This window comes from Bacillus sp. NTK034, from assembly GCF_017303275.1.
Lineage (GTDB): Bacteria > Bacillota > Bacilli > Bacillales > Cytobacillaceae > Cytobacillus.
On the sequence record NZ_JAFKOJ010000004.1, the window covers coordinates 111,834 to 134,586 of the forward strand.

17 protein-coding genes are annotated in these 22,753 nt (G+C 40.0%); 15 read left to right on the forward strand and 2 right to left on the reverse strand.

All coding sequences use genetic code 11. From position 1 onward, the window contains the following. The first annotated feature begins 28 nt into the window (after positions 1–28). From JI665_RS13510 to JI665_RS13535, 6 genes are all read left to right on the forward strand, one after another. Entirely contained in the window at positions 29–1,261 is a 1,233-nt protein-coding gene (locus tag JI665_RS13510; RefSeq protein ID WP_244671190.1) for a CAP-associated domain-containing protein, read from the forward strand. Positions 1,262–1,281: 20 nt separating this feature from the next. After that, on the forward strand, positions 1,282–2,199 hold the full coding sequence (locus tag JI665_RS13515) for an anthrax toxin lethal factor-related metalloendopeptidase (RefSeq protein WP_244671191.1): 918 nt from the start codon (positions 1,282–1,284) through the stop codon (positions 2,197–2,199). Positions 2,200–2,383: 184 nt separating this feature from the next. Continuing rightward, positions 2,384–4,846, forward strand: a complete 2,463-nt coding sequence (locus JI665_RS13520; RefSeq protein WP_244671192.1) for a phosphodiester glycosidase family protein — start codon at positions 2,384–2,386, stop codon at positions 4,844–4,846. Positions 4,847–5,114: 268 nt separating this feature from the next. After that, positions 5,115–5,522, forward strand: coding sequence for a hypothetical protein (locus JI665_RS13525; RefSeq protein ID WP_206840035.1), 408 nt, complete (start codon positions 5,115–5,117; stop codon positions 5,520–5,522). Between the two features lie 247 nt (positions 5,523–5,769). Further along, positions 5,770–6,477, forward strand: coding sequence for a C40 family peptidase (locus JI665_RS13530; protein ID WP_206840037.1), 708 nt, complete (start codon positions 5,770–5,772; stop codon positions 6,475–6,477). 87 nt (positions 6,478–6,564) lie between these two features. Further along, positions 6,565–8,292, forward strand: a complete 1,728-nt coding sequence (locus JI665_RS13535) for a transglycosylase SLT domain-containing protein (protein WP_206840038.1) — start codon at positions 6,565–6,567, stop codon at positions 8,290–8,292. Between the two features lie 551 nt (positions 8,293–8,843). Here the strand turns inward: JI665_RS13535 and JI665_RS13540 are convergent. Both JI665_RS13540 and secA2 read right to left on the reverse strand, forming a co-directional pair. Next, positions 8,844–9,737, reverse strand: a complete 894-nt coding sequence (locus JI665_RS13540) for an accessory Sec system S-layer assembly protein (RefSeq protein ID WP_206840039.1) — start codon at positions 9,735–9,737, stop codon at positions 8,844–8,846. Positions 9,738–9,758: 21 nt separating this feature from the next. Next, positions 9,759–12,128 (reverse strand): accessory Sec system translocase SecA2, encoded by a 2,370-nt coding sequence (secA2, locus tag JI665_RS13545; protein WP_206840040.1) that lies wholly within the window; start codon positions 12,126–12,128, stop codon positions 9,759–9,761. A 342-nt stretch (positions 12,129–12,470) separates the two neighbouring features. On the opposite strand from secA2, the gene JI665_RS13550 reads away from it, so the two are divergent. The 9 genes from JI665_RS13550 (at position 12,471) to JI665_RS13590 (ending at position 22,750) form a co-directional block, all read left to right on the forward strand. Next, entirely contained in the window at positions 12,471–13,541 is a 1,071-nt protein-coding gene (locus JI665_RS13550) for a glycosyltransferase family 4 protein (protein WP_071159749.1), read from the forward strand. 269 nt (positions 13,542–13,810) lie between these two features. Next, positions 13,811–14,923, forward strand: a complete 1,113-nt coding sequence (locus tag JI665_RS13555) for a DegT/DnrJ/EryC1/StrS family aminotransferase (protein WP_206840041.1) — start codon at positions 13,811–13,813, stop codon at positions 14,921–14,923. 65 nt (positions 14,924–14,988) lie between these two features. Beyond that, positions 14,989–15,726 (forward strand): hypothetical protein, encoded by a 738-nt coding sequence (locus tag JI665_RS13560; protein ID WP_206840042.1) that lies wholly within the window; start codon positions 14,989–14,991, stop codon positions 15,724–15,726. Continuing rightward, a complete protein-coding gene (locus JI665_RS13565) occupies positions 15,719–16,732 on the forward strand; it encodes a Gfo/Idh/MocA family protein (RefSeq protein ID WP_206840043.1) in 1,014 nt (337 codons plus the stop codon). Before JI665_RS13560 ends, JI665_RS13565 begins: the two co-directional genes overlap by 8 nt. Positions 16,733–16,745: 13 nt before the next feature. Next, positions 16,746–18,059 (forward strand): nucleotide sugar dehydrogenase, encoded by a 1,314-nt coding sequence (locus JI665_RS13570; RefSeq protein ID WP_197201471.1) that lies wholly within the window; start codon positions 16,746–16,748, stop codon positions 18,057–18,059. 25 nt (positions 18,060–18,084) lie between these two features. Further along, positions 18,085–18,816: an acyltransferase gene (locus JI665_RS13575; protein WP_206840044.1), complete on the forward strand. Its 732-nt coding sequence runs from the start codon at positions 18,085–18,087 to the stop codon at positions 18,814–18,816. Further along, complete coding sequence (locus JI665_RS13580; RefSeq protein WP_206840046.1) at positions 18,817–20,256, forward strand: lipopolysaccharide biosynthesis protein; 1,440 nt, start codon at positions 18,817–18,819, stop codon at positions 20,254–20,256. 43 nt (positions 20,257–20,299) lie between these two features. Further along, positions 20,300–21,358: a non-hydrolyzing UDP-N-acetylglucosamine 2-epimerase gene (gene wecB / locus JI665_RS13585; RefSeq protein WP_280516092.1), complete on the forward strand. Its 1,059-nt coding sequence runs from the start codon at positions 20,300–20,302 to the stop codon at positions 21,356–21,358. A gap of 12 nt (positions 21,359–21,370) precedes the next feature. Next, positions 21,371–22,750: an oligosaccharide repeat unit polymerase gene (locus JI665_RS13590; RefSeq protein WP_206840050.1), complete on the forward strand. Its 1,380-nt coding sequence runs from the start codon at positions 21,371–21,373 to the stop codon at positions 22,748–22,750. Positions 22,751–22,753: the final 3 nt, after the last annotated feature.

Consider the following 22,753-nt stretch of genomic DNA (forward strand, 5'->3'; position numbering starts at 1 on the left):
AAGAATATTTTGAATTGGAGGGAGTATCTTGAAAAAAAGCAATGTATTGGCAGCTTTCACTATCCTGATTGCCATCTTCATCTACATTCCTCCTTTTTCTGCAGCAAGTGCAGCAGAAAGCTGCGAAGGTTCAAGAGGGACCCAAACAGTCTGGTGGGATGGAGCTGAACTGAAAGTCGGACAGATTGGCAGATTAACAGTATTGAAGGATACACCTCTCTATAAATTATCAGGTGATAAAAAGATTACACAGAAGACTTTAAAAGCAGGCGGAACTTATAGAATATATTCCTTTAAGCCTGATATGCTCAGTGTTGGCGGGGGCATGTATTTGAATCGGGATGCCAGAATTAGATACGAAACTCCTTCTCCTGCAAAAAAGAGAGCTCTTGCATGTAAAAAGGAATCCCAGGAAATTATCAGCGGCTCTATTAAAATAGGCGACAGCAAATCTTCTATTGAAGCAAAACTGGGAAAGGAAAAGCGGGTATCACTTGGTGAATATGGAATCTCCTGGCACACCTATCATAATCAATACCGGAACTTTTATATGATAGGATATGTGGATAATAAAGCGGAATTCATATATTCAAGCAGCCAAAGGCTTTATAGCTTTGGCATCTTTAAAGGCTCGTCACGATTAGGGGTTTCTTCAGCATTGGGAACGCCAAGCAAGTGGATCAATAAAAACAATGTAAATTATGTAACTGTAAATAATGATAAGCAGCAGACATTTTACAAAAAAAACTCATACATTACCGTTTTTTATGATATTCATAAGAGAGGCAATGTTACTGGCATTCAAATGATTTCGGAAAAACTGGAAAACAGGAAGAACAGCCACTATGGTCTGCCAAGCTCGAACCTTCAGCAAAGCCTTGAAATGCAAATGTTTGATCTGGTTAATGCTGCAAGGGCAGATCATGGACTTGCACCAGTTACCTGGAATTCTGCTGCCCAAAGCTCTTCAAGAAAACATAGCTTGGATATGGCTGAACATGATTTCTTCGATCATATGAATCTTAGAAACGAAAGCCCTTTTCAACGGATGGAAAAGGAAGGGATCCATTATTTGTATGCCGGAGAAAACATTGCAATGGGCTATTCAAGCAGCATTTTTGCCCATGAGGCTCTAATGAATTCAGCTGGTCACCGCAAGAACATCCTGAATGCCCAATACACTCATTTAGGGGCAGGGGTTCAGTTCCAAAAGGAAACAGCAGTTCCGTATTATACACAAAATTTCTTTACTCCTTATTAAATTGAAGGATGTGCCTGATTATGCAAAATAGAAGATTTATAGTGTTCCTTCTATTTTCTGTTTTGCTCATTTTTGCATTCCCAAGGGACAGTTTTGCTAAGGTATATTGGGATGGAGCAGAGTTAGTAAAGGGGCAAATAGGCCGGGTAACCGTCACAAAGCCGATAAATTTATGGCGTATGGAAGGAAACAGTCTTAAGTTTGTGCGGATTTTATACCCAAAAGATAAATACAGGGTGTATGGCTATGTTCCTGAACGCCAGCAGTTCAGGGTTGGAGGATCCTATTATATTACCAATATGAAAGACAGAGTTTTATATGAGACACCTTCAAAATCCAAGCTGGCAGAACTGCATAAGTCTTATTCGGAACAGGATGAGCTTGTGGATCAGCTTATTATTGTGGATAATGGCCATGAGCAAGACTCTGAGGTTTCAAAAATAAAAAGCAGAATCAGCAAAATACCGATTTCTCTATTAGGGAAATTAAATGAAAAAGGGGTAAAAATTAAATTGACTGCATCCCCAATCACCAATCTTCCGGAATACGCCTATTTGAAAGGACAAGTGCCAAGGGGATGGGAGGGAACAAATAGAACCTGGGATGATGTTCCCGGCATTGGCGGAGCTGCCATTGTGGCCATCCGGATTGGATATAGTGAGCCTGGCAATGGCCACAGCTCCAGCAACCTTGAACTGCATGAGGTAGCACACACGATTGATAGCCTTATTTATAACAATTTATCTTCTACACAAAGCTTCAAAGAAATCTGGGGAAAAGAGAAGGCTCTTCTATTTGGAGAAAATTCCTATTATAAGAATTATCCTGAAGAATATTTTTCAGAAACCTTTGCTATGTTTTATTTAAATGAAGAAACGAAAAAAACACTTAAACGAAAAGCCCCGTTAACTGCAGTGTTTTTTGAAAACTTACAGTGAAAAAGTCTTGTCCGGAGGGGCAAGACTTTTTATGTTTCGATATTACCTCAGCAAAAGAAAACGGCGCAGAACACTTTAGGTAATTTATACCATTCTCCCTTTTTTGTAGAATAATAGGAAAATACTTGGTATTTTGTCGTATAATAGACTTATTGTAAAAATAGTACATCCGAGGGAGAGAGTAATGAAAAAGAAAATCTTATTGTGTTGTCTTTTGTTTTTGTCCGGGATCATATCCCCTTTTTCGTATGCAGTAAAAAAGGCTTCAGCTTCAGCACCTGTCGTATATTGGGAAGGGATGCAGCTGGTTAAAGGCCAAATAGGCAAAGTGGATATCCTTAAGCCTATTAACCTATGGAAAAGGGAAAACAATAAATTGAAGTTTGTCAGAGTTTTAAAACCTGGGGAAGCATATAGGGTTTACCGTTATGATTCAGCTTTTGGCGGGCAATATGGTGTTGGAGGACAGTACTTTGTTACCAACATGAAAGGGTATGTCCAATACAAAACGCCATCAAAGCTAAAGCTTAAGCTTGTGAATCCTGAATTATATGGAACCAAACTAACTTTAGGTACAGTTACCCAGGAGCAGACGGCTGTACTTGCACCTGGTGTCACGCAGTCTAAGCTTTCTGTAGAAGGGTCAAAAGGGAACCAGGAGATCTATAAGCTGGATGTTGACCAAAAAACGAGCCAGATTTCTTTTGAGACTTCCCTGGCTAAAGATCAAATGATCGGGTTCGAATCGGTTAATAGTATGGCACACCGCGAAGAAGCCGAGGGCAAGTATGTAATTGCCGGAATAAACGGCGACTATTTCGATTCAAATGGAGCTCCAACTGATTTAACTGTACATAATGGTGAATTGGTTACCACGAATACAACCCTGGTCAATGAAAGAACCATTTTTGGGGTTAGCTTCAGCGGCAAGGCAATGATCGGAAACCCTGAAATTTTATTGAGTGTGTCTGCAAATGGCCAGAAGCCATACTTGATTAATTCGGTTAATAAACGGAGATTTGCGGGCCATCTAGTTCTTTATACATCTTATTTTGCAAGCAATACGATGACAAATGAATTGGGTACAGAAGTAGTTCTTTCAAATGTGGCAGGCCAGCTGAATGGAAATGGCCAGGTCACTGCCACTGTAAAAGAAGTAATTGCTGGCAAAGGAAGTGCAGCGCTTAAGCCAGGTGAGTTCATTCTGTCAGGCCATGCTGCAGGCAGTGACTATTTAAAATCACTTAAAGCCGGTGACTCAGTTACAATAAACGCAAGTTACGATAATCCCGAATGGGACCGGGTACAGCAGGCAATAGGAGGGCGGTATCACCTGGTTAAAGGGGGGAATGCCAAAACCTTTAATATTGCTGGGGCTCATCCCAGAACCGCAATAGGAATTAAGGAAGATGGGTCTGTGTTTGCAGTGGTTATTGACGGAAGAAGGGCTCAAAGCAAGGGCGTCACTTTAACAGACTTAGCAAAGGTTATGAAAGACTTTGGCGCTGTTGAGGCCATCACGTTTGATGGCGGCGGATCGTCGACAATGGTGACAAGAAAACAGGGGGATACTACTACAAGTGTAGTAAATAACCCTTCTGACGGCAGGGATCGAAATGTTGCAAACTCCTTGCTGATCATTGCACGCAGGCAGGCGGGAGAGCTTCAGAGATTACTGCTGAACCCTGAGGAAATCACATTATTTGCAGGTGCATCCTATAAAGACTTGAAGATAGCTGCTAAAGGGGTAGACAAAAATAATAATCCTGTCAGCTTGAAAGATCCGATTGTTTGGACTTCGAATGTTGGAAAATTCAATTCTGATGGATCCTTTACAGCTTCAAGCATACCTGGAAAAGGCACGATTACAGGAACCTCTGGTGCTGTTGCAGGCAATGTTTCTGTCAATATAACTAATGAATTGAACTCCATAAAAGTGCAAAAGGATACAATCATTGTTGATAAAAATGGCACTGCAGCTATCTCTGCTTCCGGCTATCACGGAGGCATGGAAGTGGTCATAGATCCTGCAGCCTTTACTTACACGGTATCAGATAATCTAGGAACGGTTGAAAACGGAATTTTTAAAGCATCGGGCAAGGACGGAATAGGGAAAATTACTGTTTCATATGGTAAAGTATCAGCTGAAATTAAAGTAATCGCCGGAAATCCAGGTCCAGTTATCATTGAAGATTTTGAAGGCGATATAAGCGGATGGCAAGCATCGGGAGCAAGATATGAATCGGTTACCGTTTCTCCTGAATCGGTTTATGTTAAAGAGGGAAAAAAATCACTGAAAGTGGCATATAACTTTATTGGCACAACAGGAACTTCGGGTGTTTATGCTTCTAAAAAAGAACCTATTCCAGTAATGGGAGCACCTAAGAAAATCGGCATGTGGGTTTATGGGGACAACAAAGGGCACTGGCTGCGCAGCCAGTTAAAGGATGCGGCAGGCAAAGAGATTCAGCTTGATTTTACAAAGAACCTTGATTGGACAGGCTGGAAATATGTTGAAGCAGACATTCCTGCAGGCTTGACTGCTCCATACACTATGGAGATTCCTGTAAGATATATGCAGGTAAGTGATGAACATAAAAATAAAGGTCAGATTTTCATCGATCAAATTCAGGCAGTTTATGAATGAATTAAAAAGGCTGAGTCCGTGAGACTCAGCCTTTTCTCTGCATTTTCAGACAGGTTACCATAAATTTAATATTGTATAAATGTTTAGTATATTATAACCTTGGTTAAGGCAATATAGGGTGTAAATTGCAGAAAATTAGTAATTATGCTACTCTAATTACTGAAATTGTCCATAACTATATAAGTGCGGTATAATTAAACACTAGTTTCATATATACAGATGCGGCTGTATAATAACATCGTAACATTGGAGGGAGTATTGTTAACCAATGGAACAGTCTAAAGAAATGCATGATTTATTAAGTCAATTACAGGAGAAACCTCCTAAAATTATCGGCGGTTATAAGAAGCAGGGGTGGGCTGGAAAGATCTTGGAGAAGATCAGTAATGATCCGATCGAAAAAGAAGAAGATGGCACCATTACGGCTAAAGCCATTTTAGAAGCAAAAAATAACACCTATTATCCATCATTCCTGAACATAGATTTGTCTCAAAAAGGCAAAGTAACGGGAATCTACTTTATTGCTGAAAATGAAGATCAATTTGATCTTATACCATTCGAAATTGGAAAAGGTTTTTTGAAAATATCAGAAGATGAGCTTTTGCCATTGAAATATAAAACTCTTGAAAAAATAGAAGGTGACGAGTACCAGAGTAACTGGCCTTCATTTAGTTAATAAAGCTGCAGACTATCATATTGATGGTCTGTTTTTTTATGCTCATATAGTGAATTTCTACATCTTTCAGTATTATTCCCTACTATCCAACAACATTTTGTAATGTTTTTGTAATATTTTCGGGTGATTGTTATGAAAATGAAATAGAAACTTGTCTAAATATAGGATAAAATCTATTTATCACTACTAATTACATAATTTTTAGATAATTATTATATACCAAAAGTTTCACAGGAGGATACATACTATGAAAAAAGTCTTATTTATGGCGCTGGCGTTCTTACTGGCATTGCCAATGGTCTTTACCCATAAGTCTGCAAGCGCTGCAGAAGCGAGCCCGGATAGTATTGTTAAGCTGGCAAAACAAATGCAAGGCGTTCCCTATAAATGGGGAGGTACAACTCCACAGGGGTTTGACTGCTCAGGATTTTTGACATATGTATACAGTGAACATGGGATCAAGCTTCCAAGAACGACTGCCGATCAATATAAAACAGGAGAGTCTATCAGCAGAAGCGAACTTCTTCCTGGGGATATGGTCTTTTTTACTACATATAAGCCTGGCGCATCACATGCTGGCATTTATACAGGCGACAATAAATTTATCCATGCAGATTCCGATGACGGAATCATGATCAACAGCATGGATATGAGCTACTATAAGAGCAGATACATAGGTGCTAAAAGAGTTGTAGCTCAGGAAAGCGTTAAGGGCATCGCTGATGCAGTTCCGGTAAAACAAGGCCAAATCGGCATGGTTTATGTGAAAAAGAAAATCAATCTTTGGCAGCGTACGGAAAATAATAAGCTAAAGATGGTGCGTATTCTAAATCCGGGCGAAAAGTATCGTGTTTACAGTTATGATACCCAGTTTGGTGGCCAATATAACCTCGGATCCCAACTTTATATTACAAATATGGAATCCTATATCGAATATGTTCCAGTCAGCCAATAATAAATTTCCAAAATACGGTTAATAATCTATTAAACTCTTGTTATAATTATGATAGCAAGAGTTTTTATTTTGTAGGAGGATGCAATTTTGTCTATTAAAAAAGGTTTAAAAGTACTATTGTCCACGTCACTCATAATCCCGGCTGCTGCAGTTATTAATGTCAGCGATACAGAAGCAGCCTCTATAGCGCAAATTGAAAGTGCTGTTCAGAAGTCTATTTCAACTTCTCAAATTTTAAGAAGAGCATGTTCAATCGAATGGGCTGGAGACGGTATAACCAGGCCATATGCGGAATATAATGCAGCTAAAAAAGCTTACAGTGAAGCTGTTAAGCTAGTTAATACCTTAGGCTCGAGCAAAAAGCAGACATATCTAGCGAAGTTGGATGAAAGTCAGCTTCAGATCAAGCGTGCTGTTTATTATATTGATGCCATCTCTGCCGGGAAAAAAATTGAGGCTAAGAAGCACTTTTTACAAAGTCAGCTTGAACAAGGTATCCTTTCAGATGACACAGTTAAGGCTTATCATGAGCTTTCATATGAAATTAAGAAACAAGCGGCTCTTTTGGATCCAGTCTATGGTAAAACCACAAGGGAAGCCATTCGGGCAAATTTCAAAGAATCTGCAGAGGCATTAAGAGATGAACTTAGCTATTCAGTAACTGTTAAAATGGCTCTCAACCAGGCATCAGCTTCATTGGCCAAAGGGCAAAATGACGAAGTGTTAAAAGAAGCCAAGAAGATCTTGATGTTCTTAGAGGTAACCCCTCAGGAGACATATAAAAAGCAATTGCGCATAGAGTGGGATGCCATTAAAGGGGAAATTCCTGAAAGCATAAAAGATGCTGAATACAAGGAACTTTACCTTCTTAACGAGCAGCTTCACGAGCTCCGTGAACTTGTAAAGCCGGGTGTTTCTGATGTGAAAGTGCCTGTTTTATATGATTCGGTTTCGAAGCTGAGCCAGGATATTAACAATCCTGCTTCCAAACAGATGTTTACTGATGCCATTAAAAGTGAAATGAAACAGCTGCAAATGCCAATCGAAGATTTAAAATATCTGCTGACAACAAAAGCAGCTGCAGCCGGCATTCCGCCCGAGTTGGTGAAAGCGATCGCTATAACAGAAAATGGCGCATTTCAGCAATTCACTGAGCGTGGGGAAGTATTCAAAAGCCCGGATAATGGATATGGAATCATGCAGGTTACACCGCTTGATGAGCATGATGACCGCTATGATTGGGAAAAAGCCAAATATGATATTGGCATAAACATTGAAACCGGTATTCAAATTTTATTGGAAAAATGGAGTTATGCTGGCTCCAGAATTCCTGTTGTAAACGATGGGGATAAAGAGGTACTGGAAGATTGGTATTTTGCCATAATGGCTTATAATGGCCTTTCTAAATTTAATGATCCTAATTTCTCGGAGGATCCATATCAATTAAAGGTATTCAATAATATCAGCAAGTGGGCCCAGGTGAATGCTGAAGTAATCAATAAGGATGATTTAGAAATCTCCTATAACCCATCGACTGGACAGGCGATTTTCAGCGGCAAAATGAATTATAAAACTGACAAACAAACGCCATCTACTCAGCTATTTAAAAAAGGGGACAGCATCGTCATTTCTGGAGCTGCAACATTCCGTGATAAACCTTCAACTGCAGGAACTGGAACTTCACTTGCAAAGGGCACGCGCATTACGATTCTGAATGGCCCTATTGAAGATAACAATAAATACAACCTATTCAGCTGGTACAAAGTCTCAGTTAATGGAAAAGAAGGCTATGTAGCATCGGTTGGGCTGAAATAATTATTTAATTAGAGGTTCCCTTTTGGGAGCCTTTTTTGATGGGGTGAGAAGTACGTATATGAAGTATGCAAATTGGAGGAGGACTGCTGCAAAAAGAATGATGTATCTTGCAAATAGAGTATGCCATCTTGCAAATAGAGTGATAAATTTGCAAATAGAGAAGGGGAATCTGCAAATAGTATCCTCCGTTCTGCAAATAGAAAGGCAATCTGCATATTGAATCCAAAACATGCAAATAGAATATGCCATCTTGCAAAAAGAATGATAAATTTGCAAATAGAGCGGTGGAACCAGCAAATAGTAATCGGCGTTCAGCAGATAGAAAGGCAGACTGCGACTCTAATTAAATAACTGCAAATAGAATGAGCCAACCTGCAAATAGAATCATAAAGCTGCAAATAGACCTGGGAAACCTGCAAATAGAATCCCGCATCACTTCAATCAGGATGTATCACAAGAAAGAAAAATGCCCAAATTCTTTGCAACTCCGCAAATAAATAGATTAACAAATACAAAATCCCCATTCCACTTCCGGAACGGGGATTTCATTCTTATTTTTTCTGAGGCGGATAAACCTTCCACTTGGATAAATCCGGCTGCTGTTTTTGAACCAGCTCTTTTGGAAAGATAAAAGTCCAAGGCTTGCTTGTGTTGGCCTTTACTTCGAATTTCTCAAGTTTGAAGCCCCCCTGGCAGATAATATCTCCTGCAGCGTCCTCAACGATGAGAGGAATTTGTTCCAGCTGGATATTTTTTTCGCTGCCATTTCGAATTAGGACCGTAACAGCTAAATTACCCTCACTTCCATGCTTGGCTTCTATTCCCATGAAGTTTACTTCGCCAGGAGATAGAGCTGGTAAGGAAGCAACCATTTTCTCCAGATGTTCCTTTTGGGCAGGGGAGATTTGATTTTCCCAGCTTTCTTCAAGATCGAGCTGGTGGACAGCTGCTGATTTTTTCAATTCAAAGGCTATCTTCCAGCCTTCTTCAGGGATCCTATCAACTAGCTTATCTTCAGATGAGAAGAGGAAGCGCCATGGGCGTGAGGTCATCGATGGAAGCTCATCCATGCCATCAAGCTCAAATTGCTTCTTCGCAATTGCCTGTCCATTTTCGTCCAATAAAAGGAGGTCAACCGCCTCGAAACGAATGGCTTTAGGCAGTGTATTCCTTAAAATGGCGACTACCACAAATCCTTCATCAAAATTAATTAGTTTTATGCCATTAATGGCAATTTGGTTTGGCTTTAGCAAAGGAAGCTGCTGGTGTTTGAATTGATAGACATATTTCTCCTGACTGGTGAGCTCCCAGTCAGGATGAAATGATAATGTTGTTTTTAAAAGGCCGTCCTGATCATCAGCATTAACATCGTTTTGCTGCTGTTCTTGCAGCTGATCCTGTTCAGGTGTTTTCTCTTTTTTTGTCTTTCTTTTAAATAAAGCCATTCTTTTAAGTTCCCCCTCGAATTACTCTTCTGAAGCCTGGAATTGGCTTTTAAGATATTCGATAAATCGCAGGCTGATCCCTGATTCGATTTCGAACATCAGTCGATTGAATTCGGCTAGTGCCTCGTTTTCAAGAAGGCGGTAAGGGTCTTCTTGTCCATAGCCTCGCAGGTGGATGCCGTCTTTAATAATCGTCATGACTTCCAGGTGCTGAATCCAGTTCGCGTCAATCAGCTGCAGCATAAATCTTTGCAGCTGATTTCCCAGCTCTGCCTCTTCCTGAAGGGAAAGAATCTGATTCTCAAGCTCTGCATATTCCTTCATGACCAAATCAGTTATCTCTTCTTTTTCTTTATCCTGAAGATCTTGCAGGCTGATATTGAACTGAATAAATACAAAGCTAAGCCCTTCTAAAAGGCCATTTAGATTCCATTCTCCGGTTGCAATGCCTTCAATGCAGTATTTATCAATGATTTGCAATAGATATTTTTTGATATAGCTTGTTACTTCAGGGAATGTCTCACTCGCTTCAGCCTTTAATAGCCTGTCTCTCATAGAATAGATGACTTTGCTTTGGCGGTCGATAACATCATCAAGCTTCAGCAAATGGCTTCTGGATGAATGGTGAGCATGTTCAACCGTTTCCTGAACGCGGCGTATAAATTTATTCGGATCAGGAGATAAAATAAGGCCCTCCTCATTCGTTTTAATCTTTTTCAGGTATTTTTCCATTTCATCCGGGTCATAGTTTATAAATAAATCGTCATCAAGTGAAACAATGAACTTCGAGGAGCCAGTGTCTCCCTGTCTTCCGGAACGTCCCCGCAGCTGCATATCGATTCTCATGCTTTCATGACGCTCTGTCCCGATAATATGAAGTCCGCCCAACTCTTTGACACCTTCGCCAAGCAAAATATCTGTGCCGCGGCCGGCCATGTTGGTTGCAATCATCACCTGGCCTTTTTGGCCTGCTAGTGAAATGATGCGAGCTTCATCTTCCTCAGTCTTAGCATTGAGGATATGATGCTTAATGCCATGTTTTTTAAGCTGGTCAGACAGTTTTTCAGACTGCTCAATTGAAGTTGTTCCTATTAGAATAGGTCTGCCTAATTCATGGAGCGTCTTAACTTCTCCGATAATTCTATTAATCTTGGATTGATAATCTTTAAAGATCAAATCATCTTCGTCAATGCGCTGTATCGGTTTATTTGTAGGTATTGTTACCACTTTTAAATTATAGGTTTCCAAAAATTCCTGCTTGGATGGAGTTGCGCTTCCGGTCATTCCGGCAAGAGTTCCATACATCCGGAAGTAATTTTGAATGGTAATGGTCGCCTGTGTTTCATTTTCTTCCGTAACCTCAAGGCCTTCCTTGGCTTCCAATGCCTGATGCAGGCCTTCACTAAAGGTTCTGCCTTCCATTATTCTGCCGGTAAATTTGTCTATCAGGACAATTTTCCCGTCTTTTACGATATAATCAACATCCTTCTTCATCACCACAAATGCGCGTAAAGACTGCATAACGTTATGAAGGAGATCCTGATGCTCGGCATCATATAAGTTTTCAATGCCAAAAGCAGCTTCTATTTTATAAGCGCCCTCATCTTTTAAATAAATTTGTTTTGTTTCAGGATAAAATTCATATTCGGCATCGGCCTTAAATGATTTAATCAGGTCGGCAGTAATGTAGAATAATTCAGCTCCAAGACTTGATTTGTTGGCTATGATCAGTGGAGTGCGTGCTTCATCGATTAAGATGCTGTCAATTTCATCGACGATGGCATAATGAAGCTTTTTTTGCACTTTTTGATTCATGTCATAAACCATATTATCCCTTAGATAATCAAAGCCGAACTCATTTCCGGTTCCGTATGTAATATGAGCGGAATAAGCTTCTTTCTTTTCTTCAGGAGACATTTGCGAGACGTTCAAACCGACTTTGAGCCCCAGAAATTCATGTACCTTTCCCATTTGTTCAAAATCGCGTCTTGCCAGATATTCATTGGCAGTAATGATATGAACACCTTTGCCTTCAAGAGCATGAAGATAGCTTGGAAGTGTGGAAACGAGTGTTTTACCTTCACCAGTCTGCATTTCCGCAATGCTTCCTTCATGAAGGACAAAACCGCCGATCAGCTGAACATCATAATGCCTTAGTCCTAAAACACGTTTTGCTGCCTCTCTGACAACAGTGAAAGCTTCTATTTTTATATCCTCAAGTGACTTGCCCTGTTTTATATCTTCCATAAATATCGCTGTTTTTTCCCGCAGTTCTTCATCAGATAGCTTTTGGATCTCTTTTTCCCTGCTGTTTACAGCATCGGATAATTTTGACAGTCTTTTGATATCACGGGTGGAATCACTGAGCATCATTTTAACCTTCGTTAGCATACTTTTCGCCTCAATTTCCAGTAAATATTGACCTAGTCGAATTATATCATATTGGGCATATTTTTGTTGAAGTGGAAGATATTTCTAGTATAATTGTAGAATAATAGAACAGGCTGTGTAACTTTTCTGGAAATGCCCTCGTCTATTTATTATGCGGAAAGGAGAGTGGATTAATAACCGTTAAATCGGGAATAGAGGGAATGCGATCAAATTAATATGGTTTCCATCAAATATAATAAATATACCTTCCAATTAAAAAAACATTGCGTATTTAAAGATATGTGTTACGATATTCATGATTAAGCTAACAATAAAACTAACCTCTGCAAAAGGTGATGATGAATGTATATTCAAGCTGCTATAGCGTTTCTAGTATCTCTTGTAACTGTCTTAGTCATTACGCCGCTTGTCATAAAGTTCGCCATTAAAATCGGTGCGATTGATAAACCGAACCATAGAAAGGTTCATAAAAATGTGATGCCCCGATTGGGTGGTCTTGCGATTTTCATCGGAGTCGTCGCCGGTTATTTTGCGGGCGGTTTATACGACCAAAAAGTTACAGCTATTAGTATTGGTGCTCTTTTGATTGTTGCAATCGGAATTCTGGATGACAAATATGAATTATCTGCTAAGGTGAAATTTGCCGGACAATTAGTTGTTGCCGGTTTAATTGTTGCCAGCGGTTTAACAATCGATTTGCTATCCATCCCTTATATAGGAAACTTCGAGCTTGGAATGTGGAGCTATCCTATTACCGTGTTCTGGATTGTAGCGATAACAAATGCAATCAATCTGATTGATGGTCTGGATGGTCTTTCAGCCGGTATTTCGGCTATTGGAATTGCAACTATTGCCATAATGGCTGGATTAAATGGCAAAATGCTGATCTTAATGATTTCAGTTATTTTGCTGGGAAGTATTATCGGGTTCTTATTTTACAACTTCCATCCGGCAAAAATATTCATGGGAGATACAGGGGCTCTGTTCCTTGGGTATTCAATCTCCATTCTTTCGCTGCTGGGGCTTTATAAAAGTGTAACCCTGTTCAGTTTTCTTGTGCCGATTATTATTTTGGGTGTGCCGGTCTTTGATACAACGTTCGCCATTATTAGGCGGATTGTTAATAAGAAGCCGATTTCAGCACCTGATAAATCGCATTTGCACCATAGGCTTCTTGCACTGGGATTCTCCCATAGGAATACAGTTTTAGCGATATATGCCTTTGGGATTATGTTTAGTGTAAGTGCAGTAATTTTATCAGAGTCCACTTTATGGGGATCTGTCTTTATCATCTTTGGCTTGCTTGTAGTTACAGAAGTATTTGCTGAAATCATCGGCATTGTCCATGTTCAGTATAAGCCGGTATTGACTCTGTTTAAGAAGCTGACAGGCAACCGGTCATATGGTAAGTAACGATAATTAAATGTAATAAAAACCGTTTGTAGCATTTTTTGGTGCAAACGGTTTTTTTAAGAATTTTTCTGGGTTATTATTTCCCTTTTTCAAGAAAATATGCAAGAATTTTAAATGGTAAAACAATACCTTAATGCTGTATGTGTAATTTATGTCGAAAAAGGTAATTTCTTATACTTTTTTTGTCATATTTTGAACATTATATTATTATTAGTTGTGGTAAACTAACTTGTGGATTTTAATTTTATTTATTTTTGGAGGTATTCTTAATGAAAGTACCTATGCTTGACCTTAGTGAACAATATCAGGGATTAAAATCTGAAGTGTTGGAAGTTCTTGATGGGGTTATGAGTTCTTCAAGATTTATCCTTGGGGATAATGTAAAAAAATTAGAAGCAGATGTTGCGAAATATAGTAATGTAAATCATGGCATTGGCTGCGGCAACGGAAGCGACGCCATACATATTGCGCTTCAGGCTTTAGGTGTTGGCCCTGGAGATGAAGTAATTACTACTGCATTTACATTCTTTGCTACCGGCGGAGCGATTGCCCGTGCTGGTGCAACGCCTGTTTATGTTGACATTGATCCGGTAACATTTAATATCGATCCGTCTAAAATTGAGGCAGCGATTACGGAAAAAACAAAAGCAATCATTCCTGTTCATTTATATGGCCAAATGGCTGATATGGAAAGCCTTGCGGAAATCGCAGAAAAGCATAACCTTGCGATTGTAGAAGATGCGGCACAGGCGATTGGTGCAAAACATAACGGTAAAAGTGTAGGGGAGCTTGGCACAGCTGCAACATACAGCTTTTTCCCAACAAAGAACCTTGGAGCTTATGGAGATGGCGGAATGATTGTCACGGATAATGATGACGTAGCCGAAAAATGCCGTGTGATCCGTGTTCATGGAAGCAAGCCAAAATATTATCACCATGTATTGGGCTACAACAGCCGCTTGGATGAGCTTCAGGCTGCTGTATTAAATGTGAAATTCCCTCATTTGGATACATGGAGTGAAATGCGCAGAAAGAATGCAGACACATACACAAGCCTTCTAAAGGAAAAAGTGGGTGACCATGTTGTAACACCTGTTGAAAAAGAAGGGAATTATCATGTATTCCACCAGTACACACTGCGAGTGGAAAACCGTGATGAGCTTCAGAAGTACCTTCAGGAGCAAGGGGTTTCAACAATGATTTACTACCCGCTTCCATTACATGTTCAGCCTGTATTCCAGGAACTGGGCTACAAAGAAGGAGATCTTCCTATAACTGAAAAAGCGGCTAAAGAAGCCCTTTCTCTGCCAATGTTCCCTGAGCTGAAAAGAGAGCAGCAGGAGTATGTCGTAGAGAAAATTGCAGAATTTTACGGTAAATAAAAATCCAGGAAACGCCGCCGGACTGGGGGCGTTTCTTTACATGCTTACAAAGGGCTGGTGTTGGAATGAGAGAAGAAAAGAAACGATTTGTACTATATGAATACCTGATGTACTTTTGGAAAAGGAAGCATTATTTTTTAATTGTTCCGATTATCACGATGCTGCTGGTTGGCGGTGCGGTTTATTTTTTGAAGAAGGATATGCCGTATACGGGGCAGGCACTGGTTTATACAGGTTCTATTACTTCACCGGATTTAACACGCCAAAATAATATTGAGGCAACATTTAAGGATGAAGAGGATCTGGAGGTAGTTGTTACCTCCAAGCAGGTAAAGTTCATCTTAAAGGGAGAAAATTCAAAGGATATTGCGCAAAGACTCACTAATATTAAGGAAACATACAGACAAATGCTTGTGGAGCATTTTGATGAAAGATTTCAAACGTCGGATGTTTATGTCCAATCACTAAAAGAAAGAGTTTCAGTTCTTGAAAAAGCAATTGAAAGTTATAAACAGGAACTTGAGAAAGGTTTAGATCCCGACCAATATGAAGATGTAACGGCTTTAATTATTGAAACTGAGAAAGAGCTTACTGATGCGGCCGCCACTCTCAACCGCATGAGTAGTGATTTGCTTTTTTACCAAAAGGAGAAGCCGAGAGTTTTAACTGAAACTGTAACCCAAAGCGAAACTTACTTCAAAGAAGGCGCAGCCATAGGCCTTATCCTTGGACTGTTGCTGACCGTACTATTATTGGCACTAATGAAATATCTAAGTGAAGGCAGGAGATACTACAATGATTAATTTTGCTATTGTAGGTATGGGACATATCGCAAACAAGCATATCGAGGCAATTGAGAAGGCGGAAAATGCAAATCTGTATGCCATCTGCGACAACAACCCGGTAAGACTTGAGATTGACAAGCCTAATGTAAAAAAATATACCGACCTAAATACAATGCTTGAAGAAAATCCGGATATCCATGTGGTGAATATCTGTGTTCCTTCCGGACTTCATGCGACGTTAACGAAGATTGTCGCTGATCATAAAAGGCATATAATTGTTGAAAAACCAATGTCATTAAAGCTTCAGGATGCTGAAGATATGATTCAATATGCCAGTGAAAATGGCGTAAAGCTTGCAGTTGTCCATCCTAACCGTTTCCGCCCGGCTATCCAAAAGCTGAAGGCTGAAATGGATAAAGGTTCCTTCGGAAAGCTGAGCCATGCGAATGCAACTGTGCGCTGGAATCGCAATCAGGCATATTATGATCAAGCAGCATGGAGAGGCACAAAGGAATTTGATGGCGGCGTTCTTATGAACCAGGCTATCCATGACCTTGATCTTATGCTATGGCTTATGGGTCCTGTAGAGTCTGTTCAGGCGATGGCAGCGACACGCTTGCGTAAAATTGAAACTGAGGACGTTGCAGCAGCAGTTGTTCAATTCAAGAATGGGGCGCTAGGCGTGATTGAAGCAGCGACTACCATCTACCCGAAAAACCTGGAAGAATCTCTTGCTATTTTCGGTGAGACCGCTTCGGTTAAAATCTCCGGCAGAAATGCAAACTACATTGAAACATGGGATATCGAGGGTGTAGAGGAAGAAGAAGCGGAAAAAATTAAAGGAGAAATCAAGGAAGATCCATTCGGCAAGCCAGGCCATCAATGCATTATTGAAGACATGGTACTTGCATTGAAAGAAAACCGTAACCCAATTGTAACTGGAGAAGACGGTTTAGCTCCTGTAAAATTGATACTGTCAATTTTAGAATCAGCAGAAACTGGGAAAAAAGTCGTTATAAAGTAAAGGAGAATGCAAGATGAGTGCATATCAGACATTAATAAATAAAATCGAAAATAAAGAAGCGGTTATTGGTGTAGTAGGATTGGGCTATGTTGGCCTTCCTCTTGCTGTAGAAAAAGCAAAAGCGGGATATAAAGTAATTGGCTTTGATGTACAGGCTGCCCGTGTAGAACAGGTTAATATGGGGATTAACTATATTGGAGATGTTGTGGATCAGGATCTTGCCGATATGATTAAGGACGGCAGACTGGAAGCAACAACAGACTACGCTAGAATTCAGGATGTTGATGCAGTGGCGATTTGTGTGCCAACTCCGCTTGATATATATCAGCAGCCTGATACTTCATATGTTGAAAGCTCTTCTAACGAAATTGCTAAGTATGCGCATGAAGGAATGCTGGTTGTATTAGAATCAACTACTTACCCTGGAACAACTGAGGAAATTGTAAAGCCTGCTCTTGAAAGCAAAGGCCTTACAGTAGGAGAATCAGTATTCATTGCTTACTCTCCAGAACGTGTGGACCCAGGCAATAAGCAATTCAAAACAAAAAACACGCCTAAAGTGGTTGGCGGTATTACTGAAAACTGTACAAAAGTGGCTTCTGCACTTTACCGCAATGTACTTGAAGGAGATGTATTCGAGGTATCTTCTCCAGCTATTGCGGAAATGGAAAAGATTTTTGAAAATACATTCAGACATATCAATATTGCTCTTGCCAACGAAATGGCGATCCTTTGTGAAAAAATGGGCATTGATGTATGGGAAGTAATTGATGCTGCCAAAACAAAGCCATACGGTTTCATGGCCTTCTATCCTGGCCCTGGCCTTGGCGGACACTGTATCCCAATTGATCCATTCTACTTAACATGGAAAGCGCGTGAGTACAATTATCACACAAGACTGATTGAGCTTTCCGGAGAAATCAATAACAGTATGCCTGAGTACGTAATCAACCGTGCTATGCAAATCCTGAATGAAGACGGCAAAGCCCTTCGCGGAGCTAAAGTGACCATTCTTGGTGTGGCATACAAGAAGGACATTGATGATGTGCGTGAATCTCCAGTCCTTAAAATTGTTGAACTGCTAGAACAGCATGGAGCTGACTATACGGTGGTTGACCCTTATGTAGCTTCATTCAAATCTTGCGGTGCAAAAGTGGAAACAGTTGAGCTATCAAAGCAGCTTCTTAATGATTCTGATCTTGTTCTTGTTACAACAGACCATTCAGACTTTGACTATAAGATGATTGCTGAAGAAAGCAAAGTCATCTTCGATACACGTAATGCAATGAAAGATGTTGAAAAGCCAAACAAGTACGTTAAACTATAATTTCTAAAGGTAAAGGGAGATTCTTATGAATTTTATTGATCCTACAGTACAAACCGATTCATCTGTAAAAGTTGGGTACTATTCCGTTATAGAAAAAGACGTAAAACTTGGCAAAAACGTGGTTATTGGCAATCGCGTAACGATTCATGAAGGTACAGTTATTGGCGACAATACAACCATTGCTGATGGTGCAGTGGTGGGGAAACCGCCAAAGCCGGCCAAGACCAGCACTGTTAAATTATCTGATGCCATTCCGGCATTGGAAGTTGGTGAAGATGTAACCATTGGTGCGAATTGTGTCATCTATCGCGGTGCTAAAATCGGATCTTCAACTTTGATTGCTGATCTTGCAAGTGTCAGAGAAAACGTTGAAATTGGAAACTTTGTGATTGTCGGACGCGGTGTTACAGTAGAAAACTATGTGACAATTGGCGATCGCACAAAGATTCAGTCCAATTCCTATATTACTGCTTATACGACATTGGAAGAGCAAGTGTTCATTGCGCCATGTGTGACAACAACAAATGATAACTTCATGGGCAGAACAGAAGAGCGCTTTGATAAAATCAAAGGTGCAATAGTTAAAAAAGGTGCCCGTGTTGGCGGTGCTTCCATCATCCTGCCTGGCATTACGATTGAAGAAGAAACATTTGTAGCTGCTGGTGCACTTGTTACAAAAAATACCGGGGCGAAAACATTAGTTAAGGGTGTACCCGCTAAGTACGTCAAGGATGTTGACGAGCGGGAGCTGTTATAGGTGCTCGCCCAATTTAAGCGTTTAGGAGCGGATTCGCTCCTTTACGCATTTATGAATGTCGGAACGAAATTAATAGCTTTTATCATGCTGCCTATTTATACAAACTATCTGCCTCCTGCGGAATATGGAGTACTGGATATCATTGATAAATGGACAGCCATGCTGACTTTTTTAATTATTTTCGGTACAGATTCCGCTCTGTCTTTCTACTATTTTGAAACAAAGGATGAAGGCAAAAAGCTGGAGCATGTCCGTAACGTCATGTATTTCAGGATTTTTATTGTAGCTTTGCTGGGACTCATTGTACTTGCAGCTGGCCCTTATATTTCTGAGCTGCTTTTTGGCGATTCAGGGTATGTAAGGCTCTTATATATCAGTATTGGGGTACTTTTTCTGGATACCATTCTAGTTGTAGTACTGATGGTGCTCCGCTTTGACTTTAAAACGAAAAAAGTCGTGATATTTACAGTAGGGAAAATGCTTCTGGTAGCCATTCTGTCCTATTTATTCTTAAAATACTTTGTTCAGACACCAGAAGGAATCCTGCTTGGAAGAATTGTGAGCAGTGCAATTATCTTCTTGCTTCTGCTTTCATCCAGTATAAAATATTTAAAACCAAAGATTTCCTTTCCATCACTGAAGGAATTGGTTAAGTATGCAGCACCGCTTGTTCCGGCTTCCCTTGCTTTTTGGGTAATTGCCAATGCCAGTGTTTTCTTTCTGCAGGGTTTTCATTCCACAGAAGAAGTAGGGATATATGGAGCTGCAACAAAGCTTGCTACCGTCATCACTTTGCTGACCAGCGGAGTACAAATGGCTTGGCGCCCTTATTCCATGTCCATCAAAGATAAAGAAAATAGCCCTTTGCTCTTTTCAAAAATTTATATGGGACTTCTGCTGATGGGGATTTTTGGGATCATGGCCATTGCAACGGTCATGCCTTTCATTATTGGTATTCTTGGCAAAGACTATTACAATGCGTATCAATACGTTGCATTGATATCGGCAGCGACGTTTCTGAATTTTTATTACCTGATTATTTCTGCCGGTTTATTTTTTACAAAGAAAACTGGGGTTATTTCTATAACGTTTGGCATTGTAGCTGTGATCAACACAGTCTTAAACATTACACTTATTCCGGTGTTCTCAATCTGGGGTGCCGTTGCGGCTTATCTGATTGCCTATATGACAGCCATTGTGTTCATATTCAGAAAAAGTCAGCAAGCATATTATGTACCAGTGTCATTTGGGAAAATGGCATTTTTATTTGTAAATATGACAGCTGCCGTAATTAGTATTATTTATGTACAGGAACATGAGCTGAACTACCTTTATATAGCATTAGCGTGGCTTTATATGCTTCTGGTTATCGGCATCAGCCGAGTTGATAAGGATTTCAGAAGAAAATCATTTCAAAATGAGAAATCATTGAATGAATAGAATAGGAAATGCTAATAGAAGAACACTCCATAGGAGGATGAATATGAAAATTCTAACAGTATTGGGCGCTAGGCCTCAATTTATCAAAGCCGCTCCTCTTTCACGGGTTTTGCGTGAAGATCATCAGGAGCTAATTGTTCATACAGGACAGCATTATGATGCAAATATGTCAGATATCTTTTTTGAAGAACTGAACATTCCAAAGCCAGACTATCTTTTGAATGTAGGGTCCGGCAGCCATGGCAAGCAGACTGGTGAGATGCTTGCGAAAATAGAGGAAATTGTATTGGATGAGAAGCCTGATTACCTATTGGTTTATGGGGATACAAATTCCACGCTTGCAGGCTCCTTGGTTGCTTCCAAGCTGCATTTGCCGGTCATACATATTGAAGCAGGCTTAAGAAGCTTCAACAAAAAAATGCCGGAAGAAATTAACCGTATTATGACTGACCATGTTTCAGAATTTTTGTTCTGCCCGACTGACACGGCTGTAGAAAATTTGAAAAACGAAAATATTACACACAATGTCTTCAATATTGGCGACGTTATGTATGACGCTGTTTTATACAATAAAGAACTGGCAGCTGAAAAATCATCCATTCTTAGCGAGAATGATTTAACTGAAAAAGGCTACCATCTAATCACTATCCACAGAGCTGAAAATACGGACGATATTGGGAATATGAAAAATATTCTGGAAGCATTCTCAAAAATTGAAGAGGTAAAAGTATGGCCAATTCATCCGCGTACCAAGCATAAACTTGAAGGGTACGGCCTAAGCTTAAGCGATGTTCCTAACCTGAAAGTGATAGATCCAGTCGGCTACTTGGACATGCTGACATTGGAAGCAAATGCGAAGAAAATCATTACCGATTCCGGCGGTGTCCAAAAAGAAGCGTATTTCATGAAAGTCCCTTGCGTAACAGTACGGGAACAGACGGAGTGGGTTGAAACTCTTGAGGAAGATGCAAACATCCTGGTTGGTACAGATGTAATGCAGCTATTGGATGCTGTAAACAAAGAAGTTAATCCATCCTATAAGGAAGTTTTCGGGGATGGAAAAGCAGCGGAGAAAATTGTATCTCTAATAGATAACAGATAAGGCGGCTAAGCTATGCTCTATCTTTTAATTTGGTGTATTGTTTTAACGGCTTCCATTTACCTTTTTAAACAGGCTGGCGGAAGCCTCTCCCTTTTAAAGCCAAATATGATTTCAATCATATTTTATTATTCATTTCTCATTTCCAGCTTTATCGGTACCTTGCTGATTGCAATGGAAGTGGATGATTACTATATGATTAATCGGCTAAGATTTGAGGAAAACAGGCAAATAGGGTTTTATATTATTTGTCTGGTGATGGTTCTCTTCCCGTTAGTCATGATGTTAATCTCAAAGCTAAGCAATTTTAATGCCAATGATGAATTTAATTCTTATCTTGCGAAGGATATTTCATTGCCTTTTAAGGAAAAGAATGAATTCTTTCTTATATTTCTCATGTTGTCAGGCATTTCAATGTTGTCCATTCTTTATACGCTTTGGAAAGCGCCTGTCATTCCTATTGTGGAAGTTGCTTTAGGGAACAGTGAGTATTCCCCTGGAGAGTTAAGGATCATGGCTCAAAGGGAATTTGGCGGTAATGTTTTGATACGTAACATTTTCGCGATTGCATTGACCCCGCTGCTGTCCCTGATTGCTTACGTCTATGCCGTCAGGACCGGACAGGTGAAGTGGAAGCTGCTGTATTTGTCTCTATTTGCAGGAGCTATTTTAATTAACATTTACGATTTGGCTAAATCACCAGTGTTTTTCTATTTGATTATGTTCCTGCTGCTGAGCCTATATATTGGTGTGATCCGATTTACTGTAAGACGCCTGGTTGTATGGGGGCTGCTGGGCGCTGCTGCACTTGTTTCCATGTATATTGTGATCCAGGGTGTGACGGATATTGGTTCTTATTTGTCCTATAATTCCGGTCCTGTTGGAAGACTGATTTTTGCTCAGATTGCTCCGACTTTCCTGCATTTTGATTTATATGGTAATTTCCTGCCTTATTTAAATGGGAAAAGCCTGCCGATCATTACGGATTTATTTGATATGGACCAGGTCCGTTCCGCCAGGGTTGTAATGGAAACGGTGTTCCCTGAAAAGGTTGAAGCCGGCACAGCAGGAGTGCTGAACACTCTTTATATTGCTGAAGCATATGCGAACTTTGGGTATCTGGGCGTCATAGTCAGCACGATTTATATAGCTGCATTAGTACAGATCTTGTATATCGTATTGATCAGGCTCCCTAAAAATCCGGTGTTTTTGTGTTTATTTATTTACTTTACCATTAATATTCCAAGAACCCTGGTTGGAGGGTTTGCAGACTTTTTATTCAACCCAATCTGGGTGCTGATGACAGGTTTGTTTGTGGGAATCTTACTATTTATCAGGCTTCGCATTGACTTGACTGCTTTATGGCAGAAGAAAAAGTCAGGAAATGAAGTTTAAGGA